Consider the following 24,329-nt stretch of genomic DNA (forward strand, 5'->3'; position numbering starts at 1 on the left):
CTCTTTATTCATTACACTTAGTTAAACATTTATTATCCCCATAAGTATAGCAATAGCTATTAAGACAAGACTTATTCCCCACAGCCAAAATAGAGAGTAGCGTATGTGACGTCCCATTTCCAAACCAGATAAACCTAGAGCCAGCCATACTGCCGGAGCCAAAGGACTGACAAATTTACCTACAATATTGCCAATAACCATTGAATAAGCTGTCGATACAGAATCGACTCCAAATCCTGCTGCTATTTGTTCGACAACGGGTAACAATGCAAAGTAATAAGCATCTGTACTTAATAGTAAATCAAATGGTACACCTAAAAATCCAACAATTATATGCAAATAAGGAGCAATCGTTCCCGGAAGGATACTTACGATATCATTTGCAATCGCAGTCAACATTCCTGTCCCTTCTAGGATTCCTAAAAACAGACCTGCTGCTAGGATAATAGATGCCATTGTTAAGGCATTTGGTGCATGTTCTCGAATTCTTCCCATCTGTTCCTTAACACTTGGATAATTTATTGGCAATGCTAGACTCACACCCATCATAAAGGCCAAGCCTGCGGGAATAATACCTGAAATAAGAACACCTATTACTGCTAAAGCGAGAATAGCATTTATCCATAGTAATTTGGGACGAACTAAGCTGTTATCCTTGTTAGTGGTTTCTAAATCTTTTATATCATTTTCAGTTAATGCATATTCGGCTGTAGCAGCAATTTCTAAAGAACCATATTCTTTAAAAATGCGGCGTTTTTCCCTCATACCAAGGAAAACGGCTAGAATTAACATGATAACTAACCCTATAATTTGAATTGGAATAAGAGGTTTCCATAATTCGGTTACATCCATTTCAAGAACAGAAGCTGTCCGCCCGAGAGGCCCAGCCCATGGAAGCATGTTAATCATACCTGCACTTCCAGCTACCAATAAAAGCAACAAATATGGATTCATTTTCAAACGATTATAAACTGGAAGAAGAGCTGGAATTGTTATTAAAAACGTAGAAGCGCCCGATCCATCTAATTGGGCAACAGCCGCTATAAGAACAGTTACTATACGATATCATTTTTAGCTTTAAGTTAAATTTCACTACTGGATATAATCCTAGTTTCCTTTTGTTTTGGAAAGTATTATCCATAATATTTTCTCACCTAACCCCTAGAATTAGAAAAACTGCTTCTATTTGTGATACGGGTTCAACGTATCAGTCTAAGTAGCAGTTTTGTAAAAACAATATGTTCTTCTGACTAAGAGAACCTTACAGTATGCCCAATTACAACAACTCACTATTTATCTCCAAAATATTCCATATAATAGTTTTTTATATGATAGTATATTTATTTTGCATTTTATTTATTTTCATTATTGCACTATGATTGGTCTGTAGCAATTGATAATTTCTTCCTTCAAACTTGGATTTAAAATTTGTGAAGCAAGCTTTGACGGAGAAAATTGATAGAAGTCTTGTCTGCAGGGCAGAATTTATTTAACAATAGGAAGAGGAATGAATTTTTATGTGGATTATAACTTGTTATTTAGATTCAAATATTTCTATGTTTGAATTTAATACAAAACAAGAAGCAAAAGATCAACTAAAAGACATGAAGGGCTATAAAATTCTTTCTGAAGTTGTATACTTCAATGATCCTTGTTTTCAGCAGGAATTGAGTTAAGATATACCATAACGAAAAAGCCAATGTTTTTCAACATTGGCTTTTTCGTTATAAAGGTGCTACCACCCGAATTTTGCCAAAACAGCTCCTATTTATGGTAAGGTTCACCCCTGTTAATTCGGTATGCCCGATAAATCTGCTCGACAAGAATCAACTTCATCAATTGATGCGGAAAGGTCATTTTTGAAAAAGAGAGCTGTTCGTTCGCTCGTTTTAATACTTCTTCACTTAACCCTAAAGACCCGCCGATCACAAAGGCAATTTTACTTTTTCCGTACGTTGCCAGTTTGTCTAATGTATCCGCGAGTTCCTCTGAAGACTGCATTTTTCCATTGATCGCCAGAGCAATTACATATGTATCCTGGCTAATCTTAGCTAAAATTCGTTCCCCTTCTTTTTGCTTGACCTGAACCATTTCAGACTCACTTAAAACTTCAGGTGCTTTTTCATCCGCCACCTCAATGACTTCAATTTTTGCATACGCATTTAACCGCTTTAAATATTCGTCAATTCCCATTTTTAAATATTTTTCTTTTAATTTGCCAACCGTAATAATTGAGATATTCACAATCCACAACCCTCTTTTTTATGTTACAAACAGTTTACAAACAACTTATCAACAGAAGTTATCCACATGTCCACATTTTTTATCCACATCTTGTATGGAATCATTTGTTCGCCACAATATATACAGCTCTATTTTGACAATATTCACAACCTGTTGATAAGTTATCCCCACCGACTTTCGATAAAACTGGAAAGGTTTCATACTCATCCACTACACTATCTAGTGCCAGGTCTACATGTTCCTCACAGCAATAAATCAATTTGGACACCTCCATCTCGTATAACTTTTACATTTATTATTTACTAACGAAACGGCTTCATTCAATCAACCACTATACCATAAAAAAGCAGAAAGGTGCGACCACACCTCTCTGCTTTCCCATTTAAGGCTTATCTTCCGCTAAAGTAATCTTGGTTGTTTGCAGCTTGCCTTCTCGATAATATTTAATCTCCATTTGGTCGCCAATTTTTGTTTCTTGATATAAATGCTTTCTCAGATCAATCACGTCATGAATCGTTTTGCCGTCCATTTCCACAATAACATCCAGCTCTCGTAATCCAGCCTGTGCAGCTGGTGAATTTGGTACAACTTGACGAAGAGCTACTCCATAGGTGATATCCCGTGGTAATTTTAAAGCTTCTTCTTGATAATAACCAGGGATTTCAGCAACTGATTTTAAGTCGACACCCATATAGGGCCGTTTGACTTCTCCAAATTGTTCTAGGTCATTAATAATTGGTCTCGCATAGTTAATCGGAATCGATAATCCAATCCCTTCGACGGCATTTTGAGCAATTTTCATCGAGTTAATCCCGATCAACTGTCCTGCTATATTAATTAAGGCACCACCGCTGTTACCAGGGTTAATTGCAGCGTCTGTTTGTAATACCTCTGCTTGCCAATCCATAATTCCATCTTGGTTGATATCAACAGGGATAGTTCGATTTATCCCTGAAATAATGCCTTGCGTTACAGAACCAGAGAAGGTAGCGCCTAATGGATTCCCAATGGCCATTACCGGTTCACCCATCTTTAAGGCATCTGAATTACCAAACTCGGCAATTTTTTTAATGTTGCCTGCATCAATTTCAAGAACAGCTAAGTCCGTCCAAACATCTCCACCAAGAAGTTTAGCAGGGATTTTCGTGCCGTCATTTAACGTTACCTCTAAATGTGTAGCACCTTCAACCACATGCTGATTTGTCACGACATACGCTTTATTTCCAGCCTTTTTATAAATGACGCCTGACCCTGTTCCCGCTGGTCCTTCGTCATCTCCACCTTCGTCGTACCAAAAGTTAGATGTTTGTATATTATTAATTCCAACTACCGCATCTGCTGCCTTATCAATTGCCTTTGTCGTATCCGTATTTACTTCGTATGATATCTGCTGCTGTACAAAATTCTCTTCATTATTGTCATCTGTTCCTGCTGGTTGAGTTTGATTAGGCTGTACGTTATAGGGGAGGAAGCCTTGATTCGATAATGCTGGAATCGAAATGACAACCAGCATTGCTCCGAGTATCGCACCTACTATGCTTGCAAGCAAAAAACTGCCTCTGTTCCTACTCGTCTTTTGGTTACGCCCTTGTGAATGATCATCATAGTAACCCATTTTCACCACGTCTCCCTTTCATAAGCAACTAATTTATATTTTGGCTTATAGTTACAATTATACTCTGTCCAAATCTATTTTATAAAAAAAAGAACAAAGATACCAAATACAAGGTATCTTTGTTCTTTGATTGGTCAAGCTTTAGTATCGAGGCGCTTTCTTTTAAACCGCTGTTAATATAGTTGGCACTTTAGGGTCAGTATCATAGAGATCAAACCCCTCACCAACAATTAGCCCCTGGCTTTGAAGTGTCTGTGCTACTGACATTCTTGCCAAGTCCTTCATATTGTTGTCGAGGCTTAAGTGAGCCAGGTATACTCGTTTTGTATTATCTCCAATCACTTCACTTAAAGCGACCGCTGCGTCTTCATTTGATACATGCCCAAGGTCGCTAAGAATCCTTCGTTTTATATTCCAAGGATATCTTCCCATTCTTAACATTTGCACATCGTGATTGGACTCAAAAATATAGGCATCGGCATTTGAGATAATGCCTTTCATCCTGTCGCTCACATACCCTGTATCAGTTATCAGGACCAATTTCTTACCTGAATGATGGAATACATAAAACATGGGTTCTGCTGCGTCGTGCGATACTCCAAAAGATTCAATATCTGTTGCTCCAAAGCTTTTTACACTTTCAGTACTAAAAATCATCTTTTGTTCGGCAGGTATCTCTCCAACTAACCGCTCCATAGCACGCCATGTATTTTCGTTTGCATAAACTGGCAGCTGATACTTACGAGCCAGCACGCCTATTCCTTTTATATGGTCGCTGTGTTCATGAGTGACAAAGATTCCTGATAACTTACTTATATCACGATCTATATGTTGAAAAAAGGCCTCCATTTGCTTGCCGCTGAATCCGGCATCTACTAGAAAGGAATGCTCGTCTGATTCAACATAAAGCGAATTCCCCGTACTTCCGCTCGCTAAAATGCTATAACGTAATGACATATGATTTCACTCCACATCTAATTTCCATCGCTGTTAAATTCTATAATCTGTCCTTCTAGCGCATTAACAAAAAGACTTTCATGATTATCCACCACAAAATGCCATGTCGGCGCTAACGCTTGCGAAGCAGACAACTGAATTAAAGATGAATAGCCGAGTTCAACTTTTGTAATTTTGCTTTTTGGCTTCAACATTCCTTTTTGGTGCAAGGTTTCAAGTGCTTTTAAAGGAGGGAGAATTTCCTCCTTTTCCGTCATTTTTTCAATACCTTCTAAATACGTTTGTTCATATGAAACAATTTGTTTTTTTTCGTCTATATGAAACGTAATCATGCCGCTTAAATTTTCATACAAAGTCATATTTTCATAATGTTGAGAGTAGGTGATGGTGTTTTTCTTATCATCTTTCTTCCAAAATTGATAATGGTCACCATAAAGAACATTATTCTTTATAAAATTAGTTATATCTGCGGCCTCAAATTTTTCGTTTAAAGGAATTGGTTTATCTAATTTAACCTGCAGAGAAGTGCTAGGTTCCTTTAAATCGGTTGTTTGTCCCTTTAGTTTTGTAATATCATCCTTCGTAAACATCTTTGGCTTAGCACTTAGATATTGATCCTTAAATGGACCCTTTGGCAGTTCTTTATAGCTGATTTCATCTATCTTCAGCATTTCTTGAATGGAGGTTGGTGCAATATATTCGTATTTATTAGCGTCCCGAATTTTCATAAATTGAAATAAGAGATAGACGTCTAAAATCAAAAACGTAATGATAAAAATTGTTTTTATTTTACTCCAATCCACGCAGCAAACCCCCTAGGTCTTCCTTCGTGATTTGTCCCCATGTCTGGTTATATCGATAAAACCATGCCGGCTCTAGGAGGATCAGTTTATTTTCGCTTATGTCCTTAGACATCCGATATCCTAAAACGAGTTGTTCCAATAATTCCGGTTTAAAATTCTTCCGGCTTTTGAGAAATTCTAATGCAGAAGTTCCTGATGGAAGAGTTACCTTTACCATTTCTGTTGTTAATGGGAGCTCTAAAGATATATTAGGTCTAACATATTTCGTTATTTCATCTCTGCCCCATACTTCTTGAATTTCTGACATACCCCCTTCATTAAAGACAGGATAGCCGTCGATACTATACAAGCGGAAATTAACAGATTTCCTTTTTTCACTCATCGCAACATAACGATAAGGGTCTGTCCAGCCTCCATGTCCGTTAATAAAATCAATACTTCTCTTCAATAAATCATAAGAGGTACCAACATAATTAGACTCTCCAGTAGGATTAACATAGAGCAGCATATTCGTATCATTATTAACCGTCATCTTACTTGAAACATCACTAAATTCTTCTACCCCTGCAACAGTGCCCCTTTGTACAAAGTTAGGATCACTAAACAATGCCGCTTTGAAGGCCTCTGAGTTCAGGACGACAGGTAAATATGTGAATTCCATCATTTCCAGCTTTCCATCAGGGATAAAGACCGTCCGCTGTTCTGTAGCCTCAAAGGAAAAATAAGGCTGATATTGAGCCGCATTTTTAAAAAAGTCCCGGTTAAATTCGTTTAATAAACTAGGTGAAATATGACTGATATAAACCTGCTGATAATCGGAGGAAACAAAGTAAACCGTACCGTTTCCCTTTTCCGAGTTCTCAACATTTATAACAATACGGTTAAAATTGAAAGCAGGAATTTTCTTCTCCTCAAATTTTAATACACTTCGGTAAATTTCGATAGGAACATCTGCTGGAAATACGAGTTCAGCATTACCATTTCCATGAACTAGATCTTTAATATCCTCTACATTTTCTGAATAATCTTTTATATCATAAATAGACCATTGCCTGATTTCAGTCATGATCTTATCAAGGTCAATTGCATTTGTCGTTCCAAAATGCTGACCATTTCGATGAAAAAGAATAAGGTCAGGACTAATAATCTGATGAAGTTCCCGTTTTTCTTTTAACGTTACTTCTTCAACATAATTACCATTTTCCATGATGTCAAAATTGGGCTGGTACGTCCAAAGATTCCAGGTTAAAACAATACTAACCAGAACGAGAAATGTTAAGATCGCTGATTTGATATTTTCATATTTCATGACCATTCATCCTCTTCCGTTTGCTCATATGGCAGTGAGAAAGAAATTTTTGTTCCTTTTCCCTCTTCACTTACAGCCCAAATCACACCGCCATGAACATTTACCATTTCTTTTGCAATGGCCAATCCTAATCCTGTACCGCCCAACTTCCTCGTCCTTGCTTTATCAACTCGGTAAAAACGGTCAAATATTTTGCCGATATTCTCCTTTGGAATCCCTACACCTTGATCAGAAACACTGACAATAATTTTTTCATCTTCCTCTTTTATTGAGAAAGTTATTAGACCGCCTTCTGGAGAATATTTCATTGCATTCGAGATGATATTGTAAAGAACCTGGGTCATTTTATCCTCATCAATTTCTACAAAGATAGGATGAACCGGCAGTTCCCTTTTGAAGCTAACATTTTGCTGCTTCGCCATTTCAAAACGATCAATAATTCGATCATAAAAATCAACAAAATTGACCCATTCTTTATTGAGTCGATAATCCGTGCTATCCAACTTGGAGAGTTGAAGAAGGTCATTGACTAACCGAATCATTCTTTCTGTTTCGGTTCTCGTTACTTCTAGGAAATTGGGAGCAATTTCTTCATCCTTCCATGCACCATCTGCCAGCGCTTCTAAATAACTTCTCATCGTTGTAAGCGGAGTTCGTAATTCATGTGATACATTAGCTACAAACTCTCTTCTCTCCGCATCGATTTTTTCCTGGTCCGTAATATCATGAAGAACTGCAATCAAACCGTTCACAAAACCAGTTTCTTTTTGAATGACTGAAAAATTGGCACGGAGGATGTAATGTTCCTTTTTCGTACTATAATCAAGAATTAATGATTCTTTTTCCTCTAATAAATCTTCGAATGTGTTGGTATCTGTTAAGCCTAATAAAGAAACGATTGGCTGCGAAAGAACTGTTTCACGTGAAACATTCAGCATCTCTGCCGCAGGATCGTTAATTAATATCACTCTGCCCTTACGATCTGTGGCAATAACTCCATCTGTCATATACGATAAAACAGAAGAAAGCTTTCTTCTTTCTCCTTCTGTCATCGCCTGTGCTTCCTGCAGCTTTTTCGTTAAGTTATTAAACGTAACGGCTAAAGTACCAATTTCATCCTGGCCATACACTCTAACTTTTCGTGAAAAGTTACCCTTCGCCATCGCCAATGCCTGCTTTCTCATATCAACAATTGGTCTGGTAATCGTCTGGGCTAGAAGTATCCCTAATATCGCTGTGATCGCTAAAGCAATCCCGGTACCTGTAGCAAATATCCCATTAATGGTTTTCATTTGGGTAAAAACATTTTCTATTTTTGCCACAAGATAGATGGCACCAATGACTTGATCCCCCGACTTAATTGGAGTAGATAGGACCCAAATGCGATGAAGATTATGCGGCTCAATTCGAATATTGCTTTGATCTTCCTCTAAATTAAGGGATTGTGTGATAAGGAGTTCCGTGGTCCGTTGTCCTACGACACCCTGATTCTGACCTGAGGTTCCGATAATCTTTCGAGTCTTCCCTTCAATTACACTAACTTCGGATATATCTGCTGATTCAAAATCGCGCAGTATTTTCCTAATTTCTTCTTCAAGGGTAGGGTCTTCAGGAGTTCTTTTCTTTTCCATCTCTTCGACCACATTATAGGCAAGTAAATTGACACGTTCCTTTAAGGAGTTTTGAAAATTCGTCCTTAATGTATCTTCCAGCTGCCTAACAAAATAAACGCCGATGATCTGCATTGCTACTAAGATAAGCAGAACATAAATAATGACGAATTTTACGTGTATAGAACGAAAAAAACTAACCTTGTTCATGTAGGGCATTACTCCTGATCAGGGTTACGCAAATAGTAGCCCACTCCTCTGCGGGTAACAATCCATGTAGGGTGGCTCGGATTATCTTCAATCTTCTCACGCAAACGGCGAACGGTTACGTCTACAGTTCGAACATCACCATAATAATCATAGCCCCAGACGGTTTGCAGAAGGTGTTCCCTTGTCATAACCTGTCCGATGTGTTTAGCCAAATAGTAGAGAAGTTCAAATTCACGGTGCGTGAGTTCAATTGTTTCACCACGTTTTGAAACTACATATGCATTTGGATGAATGGTAAGGGAACCAATTTCAATTTCATTTGTTTCCACTTCTTCATCTGCCTGAGAGACAACAACTTGATGACGGCGTAAATTTGCCTTTACCCTTGCAATCAATTCTCTTGTGCTGAATGGCTTTGTCACATAATCATCTGCGCCGAGTTCAAGACCTAATACTTTGTCGATTTCTGAATCTTTGGCCGTTAACATAATAATCGGCATATCGTATTTTTTACGTACTTCACGGCAAACTTCCATTCCATCCTTTAATGGAAGCATAATATCTAACAAAATTAAATCTGGCTGTACCTCTTCTACCATAACCAGAGCTTCATTTCCATCATAAGCACTATATACATCGTAACCTTCTTTTTTTAGGTTAAACTGCAATATATCCGCAATCGGTTTTTCATCATCAACTACGAGAATTTTCTTTTCCATACCCATTGCTCCTTTGTTTTTAAAATCTAGCGAATAAGTTAAATGGCATTTCTACTCTAGTTTACTTTACCATGGTTTTAGCAGTAATTCATCTATTAGTAGTATTTGACACCAAAAGAGCCTCTAGTACGCTAGAGACTCTTTTATGATAAATGCATTACTTTAAATAACTCATTGGATTTTGAAGTGCTCCATTTTTGTATACTTCAAAATGCAAATGTACTCCCGTTGAATTTCCAGTTGAACCCATTATGCCAATAGCTGAACCTTGTGAAACAGTTTGTCCTGCACTTACACTGATAGAGGCAAGATGAGCATAGACCGTACGCAGGCCATTTTGATGATCAATAACAATTTTGTTACCGTAGCCGCCGTTATCATAACCTGCTGATACAACCTTGCCATTATCAGCAGCCTTTATGGTTCGATCACTAGGTCTAGCAATATCAATACCTTTGTGAGCTCTGCCCCATCTTTGGCCTTGCTGGCTGGATACGTAGCCTCCAACTGTCGGCCATGCAAGATTTCCAGTACCGCGTGAAGGAATCACCTTAGTTCCTTTTACGACAATGTGAGGAACCGGGTCTGCAAGTACAGTCTCACTTGTGACCACACTGCTGATGACTGTTCCGTTTTGTGTTGAAACCCGATAGTTTACAGAGCGTTCTCCATTTTTACCTTCCTGCTGTACTTTTGTTTCACCTTTAGGCATGTTACCGTCTTCTACTACTTGATTTACAAATGGAATAGCTTCTTTTCGATTCTCTTCTTTCTCCACAATAATTTCAAGATATGGCTTTAAAACCGTCACATTAACCTCTTGGCCAATATTTACAACAGAATCCTCTGTAAGCCCTGGGTTTAATGCAAGAAAGTCAGCTAAAGTTAATCCATGATTATTGGCAATTGTTCCTAGAACATCACCCGGTTGAGCTGCATATTTCTTTTCTTCTAACGTACCCTTTTGTAAGAAGGTAACTGCTTCTTCAGCCGACATAATTTTGTCTGGCGTTACTTTTTGTGAATCAAATGAAACATCTTTCGATACTTTTACGTCTAGTATACGAGATTCATTTTCTTTCAATGCAGGAAGCTCAGGTATAGATGCAACTTTTTTAGCTTCTAATTCATCAAGTTGAGCTTGATTTACATATTTAAGTTTAAGTTGATTAATGACATCTTCTGCTGTTTCTTGATTTTCTAAAAATGCAACCGGCTGACCATCAATGACGATGACGGAGGCTTCAGCTTGAAGCTGGATCGCACTCTCAAGATTTTGAATGGTTTCTGTATCATTTGCTGTTGAATGAAAAACTTGTTCCTTTATGTACTCAATATCAGAATCAAACTCTACGGTTAAATCCTTAGTTGATTCTTGGAACAGATTTGCTTTTTCTTCGACAATTTTTTCAACAACCTCTTTATTTGAAACAGTGCCTATATATTCTTGATTATGATATACATGGTATACCGTTGTTAATTTAATTGATCCGGCAGCACTAGCAGAAAAGCTGCTAAACAATAATGTGGAAGCTGTAAACGCTGCCATTACAGCAGTTTTCAAGGATTGTTTTATCGCTAATTTACTTGATTTACTTCCTTTATTAAAAAATAACATTGGAATCCTCCTAAATCACGGAAACAACTCTCTTAATCTAGTACTTTATAACCACAAAAGAAATTTCCCTCTTTTTCTACTTTATAACTTTACCATAATTTTTTAGTAAATAACGATTAGTCTTTATAATGTAACAAAATTGTATAATAGCTGACATTTTACTACACGCATAGGAGTTGTAATAATAGGTTTTTATCAGTGTCATTTCTCCTATATTAGTAGGTAAAAGTTAATATACCAGCGTTTTGGTAAAGTATTATTGTATGACCATATTTTACAAATAGAGACAAACTTCGCTGAACCACTGGAAATATTTGGTCATTATATTACAAAAGCATTAAGATTATTACAAATAAAAAAGAAGCTTACAATTTGCAAGCTTCTCTCTTATAATGGCTCAGGACGGAATCGAACCGCCGACACAAGGATTTTCAGTCCTTTGCTCTACCGACTGAGCTACTGAGCCATATGTATGGCGGTCTGGACGGGACTCGAACCCGCGACCTCCTGCGTGACAGGCAGGCATTCTAACCAACTGAACTACCAAACCATTTTTTTAATTGATCGTCAGCAAGGTAACCGGACTTGCCAGTCGCTTGCCAACAATCAAATACCATGACCCCTACGGGATTCGAACCCGTGTTACCGCCGTGAAAGGGCGGTGTCTTAACCGCTTGACCAAGGGGCCATATTTTTAAAATAGAAAGTTATTTTCGCTTTCGCGAAAAAACTTTGGTGAGCCATGAAGGACTCGAACCTTCGACCCTCTGATTAAAAGTCAGATGCTCTACCAACTGAGCTAATGGCTCGTACTAATATGTCTCGTTCGTGACGACGCTTTTTATATTATCATGGTTTATACATATAGTGCAATACTTTTTCTAAAAAAGTTTTAAAAAAAATTAAAGCCCTCGAATGATGAGGGCTTTTTCAAGATTAAATTTGTCTCCAAGGGCTGCGAACAACATTTGTTTGATTGCGATCTGGTCCTACAGAGAAAGTTGTTAATGGTATACCAGTAAGCTGGGTTACACGCTCAACATAATGGCGCGCATTAACTGGCAATTCATCTAATGATTTTACACCCGTAATATCCTCAGGCCAGCCTGGAAGCTCTTCATAAACAGGCTCACATTCGCTTAATACCTTTAAGCTCGCAGGATATTCAGTAATTAATTCCCCTTTATAACTGTATGCTGTACAAATCTTCAATGTTTCAATTCCTGATAACACATCAATTGAATTCAAGGATAGATCGGTTAAACCGCTGACACGGCGTGCATGGCGGACAACTACACTGTCAAACCAGCCGATACGGCGTGGACGTCCTGTCGTTGTACCATATTCCCGGCCTACTTCACGGATTTGATTTCCAATTTCATCATGTAATTCAGTTGGGAATGGTCCGTCACCTACACGAGAGGTATAGGCCTTACAAACTCCCACAACATGAGTAATTTTTGATGGACCAACACCAGAACCAATCGTTACGCCGCCTGCAACTGGATTCGAAGAAGTTACAAATGGGTACGTACCTTGGTCAATATCCAGCATAACGCCCTGAGCACCTTCAAATAAAACTCGTTTTCCTTCATCTAGTGCGTCGTTTAATACGACAGATGTATCACAAACATATTGTTTAATTTGCTGTCCATATTCAAAATACTCGTCTAAAATTTCTTCTTTTGTAAAACCAGTCGTCTCATAAATACGCTCAAATAAACGATTTTTTTCAGCTAGGTTACGTTCAAGCTTTTCTTCAAAAACATCACGCTCAAGAAGGTCAGCGATTCTGATTCCAACACGTGCTGCCTTATCCATATAAGCAGGACCGATTCCTTTTTTAGTGGTTCCAATTTTATTGGCACCCTTACTTTCTTCCTCAACAACATCCAGCTTTAAATGGTAAGGAAGGATTACATGTGCACGGTTGCTGATACGAAGGTTATCGGTTGTAATTCCCTTTTCATGCAAGTAAGCAAGTTCTGCTACAAGCGCCTTCGGATCCACAACCATTCCATTTCCAATGACACAAATTTTTTCCTTATAAAAAATTCCTGATGGAATCAGGTGTAATTTATAGGTTTCACCGTTGAACTTGATCGTATGACCAGCATTATTTCCACCTTGATAACGAGCGATTGCTTCTGCATTTTCAGAAAGGAAATCGGTAATTTTACCTTTTCCTTCATCTCCCCATTGTGTACCAACTACCACTACTGATGTCATAAAGGCACCTCCAAATTATATACGCATTTCTTTTTCCCACACACAAGTTTAACAATATATACGACCAAAAGTCAACAAAACACGAACGATTTATATTAACTTATAAAAATATGTTCGTAAAATATTAATTTACGAATCTATCTTGTATTGGATGATGGATTTCCATAAAATAGGTAGTAAAACTTTTTTAAAATAATAAAGAGGAAGTGTTATATGTTATTTAGACCGCGGCCAGAAAAGCTAGAATTAATCTTATTAAGATATTTAAAGCCACGAATGGAGTTCTCCTATGATCAGGCGTTAAATTACACCAACCTTGTAAAAGGGTATGAAGGGGAGTTAAAAAGCGATATTTGGCTCAAAGGATTAACAGGTGAGTGGCTGGTTCTCCATGATTTATTATTTGAATATCATGGTTCAAAATTTCAAATTGATACCTTGATTATCACTTTCGAGAAAATTTACCTTTTAGATGTTAAATATTTTGAGGGAGATTACTCGATCAAAGATGATAAATGGTATAACCCCGCAGGTACCCTCCAAAAGAACCCATTACACCAGCTTGAACGTTGTGAGACTTTACTTACAAAATTACTGCTCAAATTAGGACATCATTATGAGATTGAATCCTATCTAATCTTCAACAACCCCGAGTTTCACTTAAACACGACCTCAATAAATCCTGCTTTTATTTTTCCAACACAGCTTAACCGCTTTTTGAAAAAACTAAACATGAAGCCTGTTAAACTCCATAAAAAACACTATCAATTAGCGAAACAATTAGTAGACCATAACCAAGAAGAGTCCCCTTATTCGCGTTTACCGCAATACTCCTTCGAAAAGTTAAAAAAGGGAATAATCTGCTCAAATAACTGTAATACCTTTTACTCAGATGAGCAGCTGATATGTAAGAAGTGCGGGTGCAAAGAGGAAGTAGATGCAGCAGTTTTAAGGAGTGTGGAGGAATTTTCGTTACTATTTCCGGATAGAAAGATTACAACAGAAGGTATCCATGATTGGTGTGGAATAATAAAGTCCAAAAAAACTATTAGGCGTATTTTAAGGAAGTACCTCACACTGCACAGACATAGCAGATCATCTTATTACAGCTTTAAAGAGTAGTTATTTCTATTCGTTACCGCCTATCCGCTTTCTGAGCGAAATTGGGCATGAATATTTGATATTCGTTACCGCAAACTCCCTTTTTTAGTATGAGCGGGCACGAATAGATTCTATTCGTTACCGCTAATCCCACTTTTCAAGGGGAATGGGCACAAATACCTTTTTGGGACCAAAAACCCTATAAAAAAACCCAGCCAAATATTTGGCTGAGCTCTCTCTAAAAAACTACGCGCTCGGATCATATCGCGTCTCCAAGTTTACGAATTTATTATATTCCTTTACAAAGGCTAGTGAGACGGTGCCGGTTGGACCGTTACGCTGCTTAGCAATAATAATTTCGATGATGTTTTTATTCTCGGACTCTTTATCATAGTAATCATCACGGTATAAGAAGGCAACGATGTCGGCATCCTGCTCAATCGAACCAGATTCACGGATATCGGACATCATTGGACGTTTGTCCTGACGCTGCTCGACACCACGGGAAAGCTGAGACAGGGCAATAACTGGCACCTGAAGCTCACGGGCTAATTGCTTTAGGGAACGGGAAATTTCCGATACTTCCTGCTGACGGTTTTCGCCAGCACGTCCGCTGCCTAAGATAAGCTGCAAGTAATCAATCAAAATCATCCCTAGACCGTGCTCTTGTTTTAAGCGGCGGCACTTGGAACGAATATCACTAATTCTTACCCCCGGTGTATCATCAATGAAGATACCTGAGTTTGAAAGACTGCCCATTGCCATTGTCAGTTTGCCCCAGTCATCATCTGTCAGAGTACCGGTACGAAGCCTTTGGGCATCGATATTTCCCTCGGCACAAAGAAGACGCATGACAAGCTGTTCAGCACCCATCTCAAGACTAAAAATAGCAATATTTTCACCTGTTTTGTGCGCTACGTTTTGAGCAATATTTAAGGCGAAGGCTGTTTTACCCACCGAAGGACGGGCACCCACGATAATTAAGTCATTGCGCTGGAATCCTGCTGTCATTCGATCAAGCTCAATAAAGCCTGTCTCAAGCCCGGTAATCTCCCCGGCACGCTGGTGCATTTGCTCAATATTGTCATACGTACGAACCAGGACATCTTTAATATTGTGGAATGCTCCCGCATTTTTACGCTGGGCAACGGCAAGGATATTTTTTTCAGCCTCGCTTAATAGTGCTTCCACTTCGTCTTCACGAGAATAGCCATCTGAGGCAATCTCGGTTGCTGTCCGAATTAAACGTCTTAGCAAAGACTTTTCTTCTACGATTCTCGCATAATATTCAATATTAGCTGCGGTTGGTACTGAGCTTGCCAGTTCACTTAAGTAACTTACTCCGCCTGTATCTTCAATTAGCTTTGCTGCCGCTAATTCCTCTGTTACCGTTACAAGGTCAACCACCTTACCCTCGTCGTTAAGCTTCAGCATGGCATTAAAGATCTTTTGGTGTGAGGCACGATAGAAATCCTCAGGGATTAAGATCTCAGAAGCCACAGTTAACGCAGAGGGTTCTAAGAAAATTGCACCTAAGACAGCTTGTTCAGCCTCTATATTTTGGGGTGGGAGACGATCTGCATATAAATCATTCATCTATCAAAAAACCTCCTATTTTGAAGAGGATAAATTATATAGTAATAGTTTTAAGCGGAAATATGTCCATAATGAAGAAAAGTGACCAGTCTCGACCGATCACATCACTTTTGAAAAGTTTCCTGATTAACTTTTATTATTTTAACATGTTTATCTAAAATTTGAACTGGAAATTACTTTACTTCTTTTACATGAACTGTTAACGTGGCCATTACTTCATGGTGAAGCTTTACAGGAACCTTTGTATGTCCCAGAGTACGAATCGCATCTTCTAATTCCATTTTACGTTTATCAATCTTGATTCCGTGTTTCTTTTGAAGCTCTTCAGCAATTTGCTTTGTCGTAATAGAACCAAATAGACGGCCGCCTTCACCAGCTTTTGCTGATAACTCAACCGTTATTTTATCTAACTGCTCACCAAGTTTTTTCGCTTCAGCAAGCTCTTCAGCAGCGCGTTTGTCTTCCTTTTTCTTTTGACCTTCTAATGTGCTGATGTTTGCACTATTCGCTTCGATAGCCAGGCCTTGCTTAATCAAAAAATTATGCGCATAGCCGTCTGCCACATTCTTGATTTCACCTTTTTTGCCTTTGCCTTTTACATCTTTTAGAAAAATTACCTTCATTCCTTTTTCCCACCTTCAAAATAGTCTTCAATTGCCAGCTTTAATTGTCTTTCTGCTTCTGTTATGGAAACCCCGATCAGCTGGGTAGCTGCATTTGTAAGATGTCCGCCGCCTTGAAGCTTTTCCATGATTACTTGAACATTCACATTGCCGAGAGATCTGGCACTAATTCCAATCATTCCCTCATTGCGTTTTGCAATAACAAACGATGCTCCTACCCCATCCATCGTCAGGAGTGTATCAGCTGCCTGTGCAAGAAGGACTTGATCATGAAGCTCATTTTCTTCACCTTTGGCAATGGCAATTCCATCGCGGAAAAAAGCAACCGATTCAATTAATTTGGCCCTTTTAATATAGGTATTTAAGCTCTCTTTTAAAAACTTCTGAACAAGAATGGTATCCGCTCCTTGACCTCTTAAATAAGAAGCCGCATCAAAGGTTCTTGCACCGGTTCTTAAGGTAAAACTTTTTGTATCCACTACGATTCCTGCGAGCAGTGCCGTTGCTTCTATCATTTCTATTTTACCGCGTTTTGGCTGGTATTCAAGAAATTCGGTAACAAGTTCTGCTGTAGAAGAAGCGTATGGCTCCATATAAACAAGAACTGGATTTTCAATAAACTCTTCCCCGCGGCGATGATGATCGATAACAACAACATTATCAATTTTGTTTAGCAGCCGTTCTTCAATCACTAGTGCAGGTTTATGAGTATCTACAATCACCAGTAGTGTTTTATCTGTTGTAATTTCCAATGCTTCTTCTGGACCAATAAAACGAGAGAATAATTGCTCTTGATGGCGGATTTCATCCATCAGCCTATGGACTGCACCGTCCATTTCTTGGAAATTCAATACAATGTAGGCATCCTTTTGGTTCATCTGAGCAACCTTGTAAATACCAATAGAGGAACCAATGGAATCCATATCAGGATTTTTATGTCCCATAATAATAACCTTATCACTTGCTGTAATTAAATCCTTTAGTGCATGAGAAATGACTCGGGCACGAACTCTTGTCCGTTTTTCAACCGGATTTGTTTTTCCGCCAAAAAACTTTACCTTGCCATTTGGATGTTTTATAGCGACCTGGTCACCGCCTCTCCCTAGGGCCAGATCCAAACTTGATTGTGCCAATACGCCCAGCTCAGGCAGAGAAGGAGTCCCAGCACCTACACCAATACTTAATGTAAAGGCGATATTTTGCTTAGAGTTCATTTCTCTTACTTCATCAAGTACAGTAAATTTACCTTTCTCCAGCAGCTGTAGAATGGCTTCATTGAAAACAGCGATAAATCGTTCAGAAGAGATTCTTTTAAGAAAAATACCATTATCCTGAGCCCATTTATTTAAGGTTGAAGTAACCATGTTGTTAATGCTTCCGCGCATCTGGTCATCCATACCTTGTGTTAACTCATCGTAATTATCTAAAAAGATTATTGCGATTACCGTGCGCTCGTCATGGTACATTTTTTCGATTTCTTTTTGTTCTGTTACATCAAAGAAGTAAAGGAGCTTTTCCTCACTTTTAAGAATGACTCGAAATTTTCGTTCATGAAGAGTAATAATTTCAGTTTCTACTTCTTGCTTAATTAATGGTATCAACGTATCAGCTATTTCGTAGAGTGATTTACCAACAAGGGTATCTTCATCAAAATAGGAGGAAAGAAAAGGATTTGTCCACTCAATTGAGTATTCATCATTGATCAGCATAATCCCAATCGGCATTTCCATCAGTGCTTCTTCGCCAACTCTTTTGACACGGTAAGATAGGGTTGAGATATAGTCTTCCATTTCTTTTCTTTGGCTGGATTCGATGACTAACATATAGTACAGCGGAGGGATGATGAGTAATAACCCCACCAAGCTAAGTATCCAATTATAGTAGCCCAGGACAATGAGCAGCACCACTGTAATGCCTATCAGCCCGTAAAAAGGGTAGCGTATCGAGCGTTTTTCAATAAATGCAGGCAATTTTTTCAGCTCCTAACAGTAGTCATCACTCTTTTTTTCTTAAGCCTTTTCGTAAATCAAAGCCTAAATCAATTATACCTAATATCCCTACAATATAAAGGAAAATTGGAATGAGAAAGGAGACAATCGCTATTGTAATAGAAATAGCTTTCGAAAAACCTTTTTTGTCGAAATAATAAAAGATAAAGGTATATCCCTGCAGGATCATCAGAAATTGAAGGATATAGGTCATATTAATAATGGCCATATACCAAAAGGTGCCTTCTTCAGGCTTCATAAACATACTTAATAGCAAAGTGAACAAAAAGTAATATAATATACTTTTTGGTAAGGATATCTCTTTAAAGCTTTTCCACTTCTCCACCTTTACCCCGAATCTCTTAATGATTGGGAAGGATATAAGCTGCATTATGAATACGATAAAAAATGAAGTCACTACAAATAAAGTTGGCATTAAGGTTTTAATAAGGTTTAACCCATTATTAAATTGATCCATTACCTTTTTAGTGTCTTCTGGATTTCCAAAATTCTTTAGCAGGTCAGCTGAAGTATTAAGTGATTCCCGCATCATATCAATCATTTCAGTAATCATATTCACATTAAATAAAACAATGCTTGTCACATAAATAATAATTAAATTGATTAGAAAGACAAGGGATCCGCTGATGAATAATATCCCCATATTCTTTTGTTTTTGAATTAAGTACCCGATTACAACACCTGTTGTCCCATATGCCAGCGTTAATGGTAATGACATAATGGTTCCTACAATGAACGAGAGGAGCAGGGACGCAATAATAAAAACAAAGATACTCTTCACGTCATTCTTTGCTGCAAAAAGCATGAATGGCACTGCTAAAAATAAGTTTACAATCATCCCAAGAAACGGGACATAAATCGTTAATAATAATAAGACCGCAAAGGCAGCTAACAGTATAGCTCCTTCAGTAAGTTTCCGAACATTCTTCACTACTTCACCTCAATTATTTCAAAAGCCTATTCCTTAATTTTAGCCAGTTACGCTCTCCTATTCAACAAATCTGCAAAGATAAAATAAAAAGACAGCTGGGAAACCCCAGCTGCCTTTCACGAAATATTATTCTAGCTTAAGCGCCTAGGGGCGCCTACGCTTTATTATTCACCTGCAACGAATGGTAATAATGCCATTTGACGTGCACGTTTGATTGCAACAGTTAGTTTACGCTGATATTTAGCGCTTGTACCAGTTACACGACGTGGTAAAATCTTTCCACGCTCAGAGATGAATTTTTTAAGTAAATCTACATCTTTATAATCGATGCGTGAGATGCCATTTGCTGTGAAATAGCACACTTTACGGCGCTTCGCGCGTCCGCCTTTACGTCCTCCACCTGCCATGAAAATTCCCTCCTTTATGAATGATTAACGATCATGAAAGGTTATATTAAAATGGTAGATCATCATCGGAGATGTCTATCTGACCGTTACCTGCGAACGGATCATCATCCACTTTTGTAAAACCTTTATTATTGTTATTGTTTTGGTATTGTCGTTGATTCTGATTGCCGCCGCCATAAGGGTTTCCTTGAGGTTCCCTTGGTGGTGCACCGAAGTAATCATTGTCGCTTCTTCCGCCACCGCCGCCAGATGCATTTTTCGGTTCAAGAAACTGAACACTTTCTGCCTGAACTTCAGTAACGTAAACACGCTTACCATCTTGTCCTTCATAGTTGCGGGTTTGAATGCGGCCATCTACTCCTGCAAGACTACCTTTTTTCAAGAAGTTTGCCACATTTTCAGCAGGTTTTCGCCAAACAACACAATTGATAAAGTCTGCTTCACGCTCACCTGCCTGACTAGAAAACGGGCGGTTAACTGCTAAAGTAAAGGTAGCTACAGGAACCCCATTTGGTGTATAACGCAAATCAGGATCTTTTGTTAAACGGCCAACAAGCACGACACGATTCATCATCAGAATCAACTCCTTTTCTTCTGGAGAATGTTTCATGTGAAACATTCTGACCAAAATATATTTATATTAAGCTTCTTCTTTAATTACGATATGGCGAATGATATCTTCGCTGATTTTCGCAAGACGAGAAAATTCTTGTACCGCGTCAGCTGAAGAGTTCGTTTTTACGATTTCGTAATAGCCATCACGGAAATCGTTGATTTCGTAAGCTAAACGACGCTTACCCCAATCTTTTGTTTCAGCAGTTTCCGCACCGTTTTCAAGAAGAATTCCGTTGAAACGCTCTACAAGAGCCTTTTTCGCTTCGTCTTCAATGTTTGGGCGGATGATGTACATGATTTCGTACTTATTCATCACAGTCACCTCCTTTTGGTCTAAACGGCCCAATTTTGGGCAAGGAGCAATTATTCATTACTCACAAGTTAAGATTTTATCATAGTTAATTACGAAAAGCAAGGCTGTTCACAATTTCTAGTTTTTCTTCCTAAAAGTCTTTCCATGTAAAAAGCCTTGCAAACGCAAGGCTAACCGTTTTATACATTGAAACGGAAGTGAATAACATCTCCATCTTTTACTACATACTCTTTTCCTTCTAAACGGACTTTCCCAGCCTCTTTAGCAGCATTATGGCTTCCTGCTGCTAGTAAATCATCATAAGACACCGTTTCGGCACGTATAAATCCACGTTCAAAATCAGAGTGAATAATACCCGCACATTGTGGAGCTTTCATGCCGTGTCTGAATGTCCATGCACGAACTTCCTGCACACCTGCAGTGAAATATGTTGCTAATCCAAGTAAGTTGTATGCAGCACGAATTAATTGATCAAGACCTGATTCTTCAATACCAAGCTCCTCAAGGAACATTTGCTTTTCTTCGCCTTCTAGCTCAGCAATTTCTTCCTCAATCTTTGCACAAACCACGATTACTTCTGCATTATCTGCTGCTGCAAATTCACGTACTTTTTGTACATATTCATTTCCGGATGGATCTGCAACATCATCCTCACCAACATTCGCTACATATAAAACAGGCTTAATGGTTAAAAGATGAAGCATTTTGGCAATTTTCATTTGTTCATCGGTAAATTCAACCGTACGAGCTGTCTTTTCAGCTTCAAAAGCTTCGCGTAGCATAGAAAGCACTTCAAATTCCGCTGCTGCTTCTTTATCTTTTTGCTTAGCTAACTTTTCTACACGGCTGATTCTTTTTTCAACAGACTCCATGTCAGCAAGAATTAACTCTAAGTTAATGACTTCAATATCAGAAATAGGATCTACTTTTCCTGATACGTGGGTAATGTTATCGTCTGCAAAACAGCGGACAACCTGACAAATGGCGTCTACTTGACGAATATGTGATAAGAATTTGTTTCCTAATCCCTCACCTTTACTTGCACCTTTTACAATCCCAGCAATATCGGTGAATTCAAAAGCTGTAGGAACTGTTTTTTTCGGTTGTACAAGTTCCGTTAATTTTGTTAAGCGGTGATCGGGTACTTCTACGATCCCTACGTTTGGGTCAATTGTACAGAATGGGTAGTTAGCAGATTCAGCCCCCGCCTGTGTAATTGCATTAAATAATGTAGACTTACCAACATTCGGCAAACCTACGATTCCAGCTGTTAATGCCATAAATTTCACTCCTCAAGACAAATATCTATTTATAAAAATAACGTCCAAAAATTATTAAAAAGCCTCTCACAATTATAGAGATAACGAGAGAAAAAGACAAGACAATCAAAAAACTGCCGCTCACACGACAGCTAGGTTATTTTTTCGAGATTAACAAGGCAATCATACAAGATACTGCCAAGACCATTATCAGATTCTCCGCTTGAGGTTAAGTTATTAACTGAGCCGCCAAACCTTTTCCAAATTCCTTCATCAATATTAATGGTGTTAGAATGGGACTTTGGCAGAATTGAAAGATATCCTTTCACTTCACCGCGATCATTCCAAACTCGAACAAAATCACCATCTTGCAGGTGATGCTCATCCGCAATATTTCGAGCAACTTCAATCTTCACTTGAGGAGCTTTAGTAAAAAGATGATAGTTTTGTGAATGGTTTGACCTTAGTGGGTGAATGGTTAATAAGTTATATGGATATTTCTCGGCTAGGACAGGATTACTCCATTTTGATTCTTCAGGTATAGCTAATTTCAACTCGCCCTTACCACCCTTACTTAGGGCTGTGAACTCATATTTTCCAGAAGGCGTTTTAAACTTAAAATCATTCCATGGTACTTGTTTCACTGGCAATTCTAAATGATACTCTTCCTTAATTCTCTCCAATGTCAAACCTTTTGCAGATAAGGAAGTTAGGGACATTTCCAGCCACTGTTCTCTTGAAAATTGAAAATCTGCACCAAAACCAAGCCTTTCAGCAAGTTGTGTCCATATCCATAAATCTGACTTAGCTTCTCCAGGAGCAGAAACTAGTTTCGGACCATAGTTAGCATAATGGTGATACATAGAGGAATAATAAACATCTTCTTCCTCAAAAGAAGTAGTAGTTGGCAGGATATAGTCTGCCAGTTGAGCTGTATCTGTCATAAATTGTTCAACAACAATAAGTGTAGAAACGGAGGAAAATGCTTTTTCTACGATGGATGTATCAGGGACCTGTGTTAACGGATTCCCACAAGTAACAATAATCATTTTTATCTCCGGATCAATGGAAGAAAGCACTTCCTCTGCCTGCTTCATAATGGAAAACTGACGGTGTTTTTCCTTCCGGCTGCTTAGTGTTAAATTAGAAATATCAAAGCTTTGTCCAACTTGAAGGTTAGCATAATTTGCACCGCCGCCGGGTATTCCAATATTGCCGCTTACTGCAGCAAGGGAGTCTATCAAACGGATTGTATTCCCGCCATTTTTATATCGCTGCAGACCAAGTCCCATAAAAGTAGAAGTCGGTTTATCAGCAAACACCTTTGCTAACAGGTGGATCTGTTCCAAGGATACTTCTGTCATCTCACTGATTTTTTCTAAAGAAATACTTTTAACCAGTTGTTCTAGATCTTCAAAGCCAAAAGAATGGTGTCGAATAAATTCACGATCTTCAAGCCCTAAACGCAGGATTTTCTTTATAATTCCTGCCGCCAGTAATCCATCCATTCCTGGTTTTACAGAAATATATTCATCTGCTATTTTCGCAGTTGCATTAAATAAAGGGTCAATAACATAAATCTTTGCTCCCTTTTTCTTTGCTTCTATGAGCTTTTCATAGAAATGCATGTTGGTACGTGCTACATTTCTTCCCCAAATAACAATATTGTTACTATTTAAAACATCATCTGGTTCATGCCCATAAGCGTCACCAAAGTCCCATTCTTGCGCCTCAATTCCAGCACCCCAACAGAGTGAACCATAAAGCTCTGTTACACCGCCATAGGCATTAAAGAATCGTTGATCTAGATTTTTTAACACTCCATTGTTCGCATAATCATGACTATGAAGTACAGCTGTAGAACCATACCGTTCTTTTATTTCTTTCAACTGTAAGGCAATTTCATCAAGTGCCTGATTCCATGAGATTTGCTTAAATTCTCCATTCACCTTTTTTAAGGGATAAAGTATTCTCTCCGGTGAGTTCGTCCTTGTTTCGAGCATTCTTCCTCTGCCGCAAATTTTTCCCTTAGTAATGGGGTGGGAAGGGTCACCATCAACTTTTATTACTTTATCGTTCTCTATCGTTACATGAAAACCACAGCTGTCCCAGCAATTCAATGGACATGCTGATTTCACAATATTTGCCACTGCTCCACCCC

Annotated in this window: 20 protein-coding genes, 4 tRNA genes and 1 pseudogene; 1 reads left to right on the top strand and 24 read right to left on the bottom strand. The window is 38.4% G+C overall.

Translation table 11 applies throughout. From position 1 onward, the window contains the following. Positions 1 to 21 precede the first annotated feature (21 nt). The 15 genes and pseudogenes from QNH29_RS30085 to QNH29_RS30155 all read right to left on the bottom strand — a co-directional run. Positions 22 to 1,059, bottom strand: a pseudogene (locus tag QNH29_RS30085) (CitMHS family transporter); the annotation flags it as partial. 705 nt (positions 1,060 to 1,764) lie between these two features. After that, positions 1,765 to 2,244: a 23S rRNA (pseudouridine(1915)-N(3))-methyltransferase RlmH gene (gene rlmH, locus QNH29_RS30090; RefSeq protein WP_283862894.1), complete on the bottom strand. Its 480-nt coding sequence runs from the start codon at positions 2,242 to 2,244 to the stop codon at positions 1,765 to 1,767. Between the two features lie 100 nt (positions 2,245 to 2,344). Next, complete coding sequence (locus QNH29_RS30095) at positions 2,345 to 2,503, bottom strand: CxxH/CxxC protein (protein ID WP_283862895.1); 159 nt, start codon at positions 2,501 to 2,503, stop codon at positions 2,345 to 2,347. A 123-nt stretch (positions 2,504 to 2,626) separates the two neighbouring features. Beyond that, positions 2,627 to 3,859: a S1C family serine protease gene (locus QNH29_RS30100; RefSeq protein WP_283862896.1), complete on the bottom strand. Its 1,233-nt coding sequence runs from the start codon at positions 3,857 to 3,859 to the stop codon at positions 2,627 to 2,629. Between the two features lie 162 nt (positions 3,860 to 4,021). Next, positions 4,022 to 4,816 carry an MBL fold metallo-hydrolase gene (locus tag QNH29_RS30105; protein WP_283862897.1) on the bottom strand — a complete coding sequence of 265 codons (795 nt, stop codon included), beginning with the start codon at positions 4,814 to 4,816 and terminating at the stop codon, positions 4,022 to 4,024. Positions 4,817 to 4,833: 17 nt separating this feature from the next. After that, positions 4,834 to 5,619, bottom strand: coding sequence for a two-component system regulatory protein YycI (locus tag QNH29_RS30110; RefSeq protein ID WP_283862898.1), 786 nt, complete (start codon positions 5,617 to 5,619; stop codon positions 4,834 to 4,836). Continuing rightward, entirely contained in the window at positions 5,606 to 6,928 is a 1,323-nt protein-coding gene (locus tag QNH29_RS30115) for a YycH family regulatory protein (protein WP_283862899.1), read from the bottom strand. The genes QNH29_RS30110 and QNH29_RS30115 overlap by 14 nt, the downstream gene beginning before the upstream one ends. Beyond that, a complete protein-coding gene (walK, locus tag QNH29_RS30120; protein ID WP_283862900.1) occupies positions 6,925 to 8,748 on the bottom strand; it encodes a cell wall metabolism sensor histidine kinase WalK in 1,824 nt (607 codons plus the stop codon). Before walK ends, QNH29_RS30115 begins: the two co-directional genes overlap by 4 nt. Positions 8,749 to 8,756: 8 nt before the next feature. Beyond that, positions 8,757 to 9,467 (bottom strand): response regulator YycF, encoded by a 711-nt coding sequence (yycF, locus tag QNH29_RS30125; protein ID WP_179598945.1) that lies wholly within the window; start codon positions 9,465 to 9,467, stop codon positions 8,757 to 8,759. Positions 9,468 to 9,624: 157 nt separating this feature from the next. Beyond that, positions 9,625 to 11,085: a M23 family metallopeptidase gene (locus QNH29_RS30130; RefSeq protein ID WP_283862901.1), complete on the bottom strand. Its 1,461-nt coding sequence runs from the start codon at positions 11,083 to 11,085 to the stop codon at positions 9,625 to 9,627. A gap of 393 nt (positions 11,086 to 11,478) precedes the next feature. Beyond that, positions 11,479 to 11,551: transfer RNA gene (locus QNH29_RS30135), tRNA-Phe, on the bottom strand. A gap of 7 nt (positions 11,552 to 11,558) precedes the next feature. After that, positions 11,559 to 11,635, bottom strand: a tRNA-Asp gene (locus QNH29_RS30140). Between the two features lie 66 nt (positions 11,636 to 11,701). Continuing rightward, positions 11,702 to 11,773: transfer RNA gene (locus tag QNH29_RS30145), tRNA-Glu, on the bottom strand. A gap of 45 nt (positions 11,774 to 11,818) precedes the next feature. Further along, positions 11,819 to 11,894 (bottom strand) — tRNA-Lys (locus QNH29_RS30150). Positions 11,895 to 12,021: 127 nt separating this feature from the next. Beyond that, a complete protein-coding gene (locus QNH29_RS30155) occupies positions 12,022 to 13,314 on the bottom strand; it encodes an adenylosuccinate synthase (protein ID WP_283862902.1) in 1,293 nt (430 codons plus the stop codon). A 213-nt stretch (positions 13,315 to 13,527) separates the two neighbouring features. On the opposite strand from QNH29_RS30155, the gene QNH29_RS30160 reads away from it, so the two are divergent. Then, positions 13,528 to 14,436, top strand: coding sequence for a nuclease-related domain-containing protein (locus QNH29_RS30160; protein WP_283862903.1), 909 nt, complete (start codon positions 13,528 to 13,530; stop codon positions 14,434 to 14,436). A gap of 225 nt (positions 14,437 to 14,661) precedes the next feature. On the opposite strand, the gene dnaB is transcribed toward QNH29_RS30160, so the two are convergent. From dnaB to QNH29_RS30205, 9 genes are all read right to left on the bottom strand, one after another. Then, positions 14,662 to 16,011, bottom strand: coding sequence for a replicative DNA helicase (gene dnaB, locus QNH29_RS30165; protein WP_283862904.1), 1,350 nt, complete (start codon positions 16,009 to 16,011; stop codon positions 14,662 to 14,664). 173 nt (positions 16,012 to 16,184) lie between these two features. Further along, the gene (gene rplI, locus QNH29_RS30170) at positions 16,185 to 16,634 is read right to left on the bottom strand and encodes a 50S ribosomal protein L9 (protein ID WP_283862905.1); all 450 of its coding nucleotides are present in this window, start codon (positions 16,632 to 16,634) and stop codon (positions 16,185 to 16,187) included. Next, positions 16,631 to 18,604 (bottom strand): DHH family phosphoesterase, encoded by a 1,974-nt coding sequence (locus QNH29_RS30175; RefSeq protein WP_283862906.1) that lies wholly within the window; start codon positions 18,602 to 18,604, stop codon positions 16,631 to 16,633. The genes rplI and QNH29_RS30175 overlap by 4 nt, the downstream gene beginning before the upstream one ends. Before the next feature lie 25 nt (positions 18,605 to 18,629). After that, positions 18,630 to 19,574 carry a YybS family protein gene (locus tag QNH29_RS30180; RefSeq protein ID WP_283862907.1) on the bottom strand — a complete coding sequence of 315 codons (945 nt, stop codon included), beginning with the start codon at positions 19,572 to 19,574 and terminating at the stop codon, positions 18,630 to 18,632. A gap of 164 nt (positions 19,575 to 19,738) precedes the next feature. After that, positions 19,739 to 19,981: a 30S ribosomal protein S18 gene (gene rpsR / locus QNH29_RS30185; RefSeq protein ID WP_063255175.1), complete on the bottom strand. Its 243-nt coding sequence runs from the start codon at positions 19,979 to 19,981 to the stop codon at positions 19,739 to 19,741. A 46-nt stretch (positions 19,982 to 20,027) separates the two neighbouring features. Continuing rightward, a complete protein-coding gene (gene ssb, locus QNH29_RS30190) occupies positions 20,028 to 20,555 on the bottom strand; it encodes a single-stranded DNA-binding protein (protein ID WP_283862908.1) in 528 nt (175 codons plus the stop codon). Between the two features lie 66 nt (positions 20,556 to 20,621). Then, complete coding sequence (gene rpsF, locus QNH29_RS30195) at positions 20,622 to 20,909, bottom strand: 30S ribosomal protein S6 (protein ID WP_192654794.1); 288 nt, start codon at positions 20,907 to 20,909, stop codon at positions 20,622 to 20,624. Between the two features lie 179 nt (positions 20,910 to 21,088). After that, positions 21,089 to 22,189 (bottom strand): redox-regulated ATPase YchF, encoded by a 1,101-nt coding sequence (gene ychF, locus QNH29_RS30200; protein WP_283862909.1) that lies wholly within the window; start codon positions 22,187 to 22,189, stop codon positions 21,089 to 21,091. Between the two features lie 131 nt (positions 22,190 to 22,320). Next, positions 22,321 to 24,318, bottom strand: coding sequence for a molybdopterin-dependent oxidoreductase (locus QNH29_RS30205; protein ID WP_283862910.1), 1,998 nt, complete (start codon positions 24,316 to 24,318; stop codon positions 22,321 to 22,323). Positions 24,319 to 24,329: the final 11 nt, after the last annotated feature.

It is taken from the genome of Neobacillus sp. DY30 (assembly GCF_030123065.1).
Lineage (GTDB): Bacteria > Bacillota > Bacilli > Bacillales > Cytobacillaceae > Neobacillus.

Coding starts and splice junctions, on each gene's coding strand:
- QNH29_RS30115 (WP_283862899.1), bottom strand. CDS start 6,928: ATGAAATATGAAAATATCAAATCAGCGATCTTAACATTTCTCGTTCTG.
- yycF (WP_179598945.1), bottom strand. CDS start 9,467: ATGGAAAAGAAAATTCTCGTAGTTGATGATGAAAAACCGATTGCGGAT.
- ychF (WP_283862909.1), bottom strand. CDS start 22,189: ATGGCATTAACAGCTGGAATCGTAGGTTTGCCGAATGTTGGTAAGTCT.
- QNH29_RS30100 (WP_283862896.1), bottom strand. CDS start 3,859: ATGGGTTACTATGATGATCATTCACAAGGGCGTAACCAAAAGACGAGT.
- rplI (WP_283862905.1), bottom strand. CDS start 16,634: ATGAAGGTAATTTTTCTAAAAGATGTAAAAGGCAAAGGCAAAAAAGGT.
- QNH29_RS30155 (WP_283862902.1), bottom strand. CDS start 13,314: ATGACATCAGTAGTGGTAGTTGGTACACAATGGGGAGATGAAGGAAAA.
- QNH29_RS30160 (WP_283862903.1), top strand. CDS start 13,528: ATGTTATTTAGACCGCGGCCAGAAAAGCTAGAATTAATCTTATTAAGA.
- QNH29_RS30105 (WP_283862897.1), bottom strand. CDS start 4,816: ATGTCATTACGTTATAGCATTTTAGCGAGCGGAAGTACGGGGAATTCG.
- QNH29_RS30130 (WP_283862901.1), bottom strand. CDS start 11,085: ATGTTATTTTTTAATAAAGGAAGTAAATCAAGTAAATTAGCGATAAAA.
- walK (WP_283862900.1), bottom strand. CDS start 8,748: ATGAACAAGGTTAGTTTTTTTCGTTCTATACACGTAAAATTCGTCATT.
- rpsF (WP_192654794.1), bottom strand. CDS start 20,909: ATGAATAAGTACGAAATCATGTACATCATCCGCCCAAACATTGAAGAC.
- dnaB (WP_283862904.1), bottom strand. CDS start 16,011: ATGAATGATTTATATGCAGATCGTCTCCCACCCCAAAATATAGAGGCT.
- ssb (WP_283862908.1), bottom strand. CDS start 20,555: ATGATGAATCGTGTCGTGCTTGTTGGCCGTTTAACAAAAGATCCTGAT.
- rpsR (WP_063255175.1), bottom strand. CDS start 19,981: ATGGCAGGTGGAGGACGTAAAGGCGGACGCGCGAAGCGCCGTAAAGTG.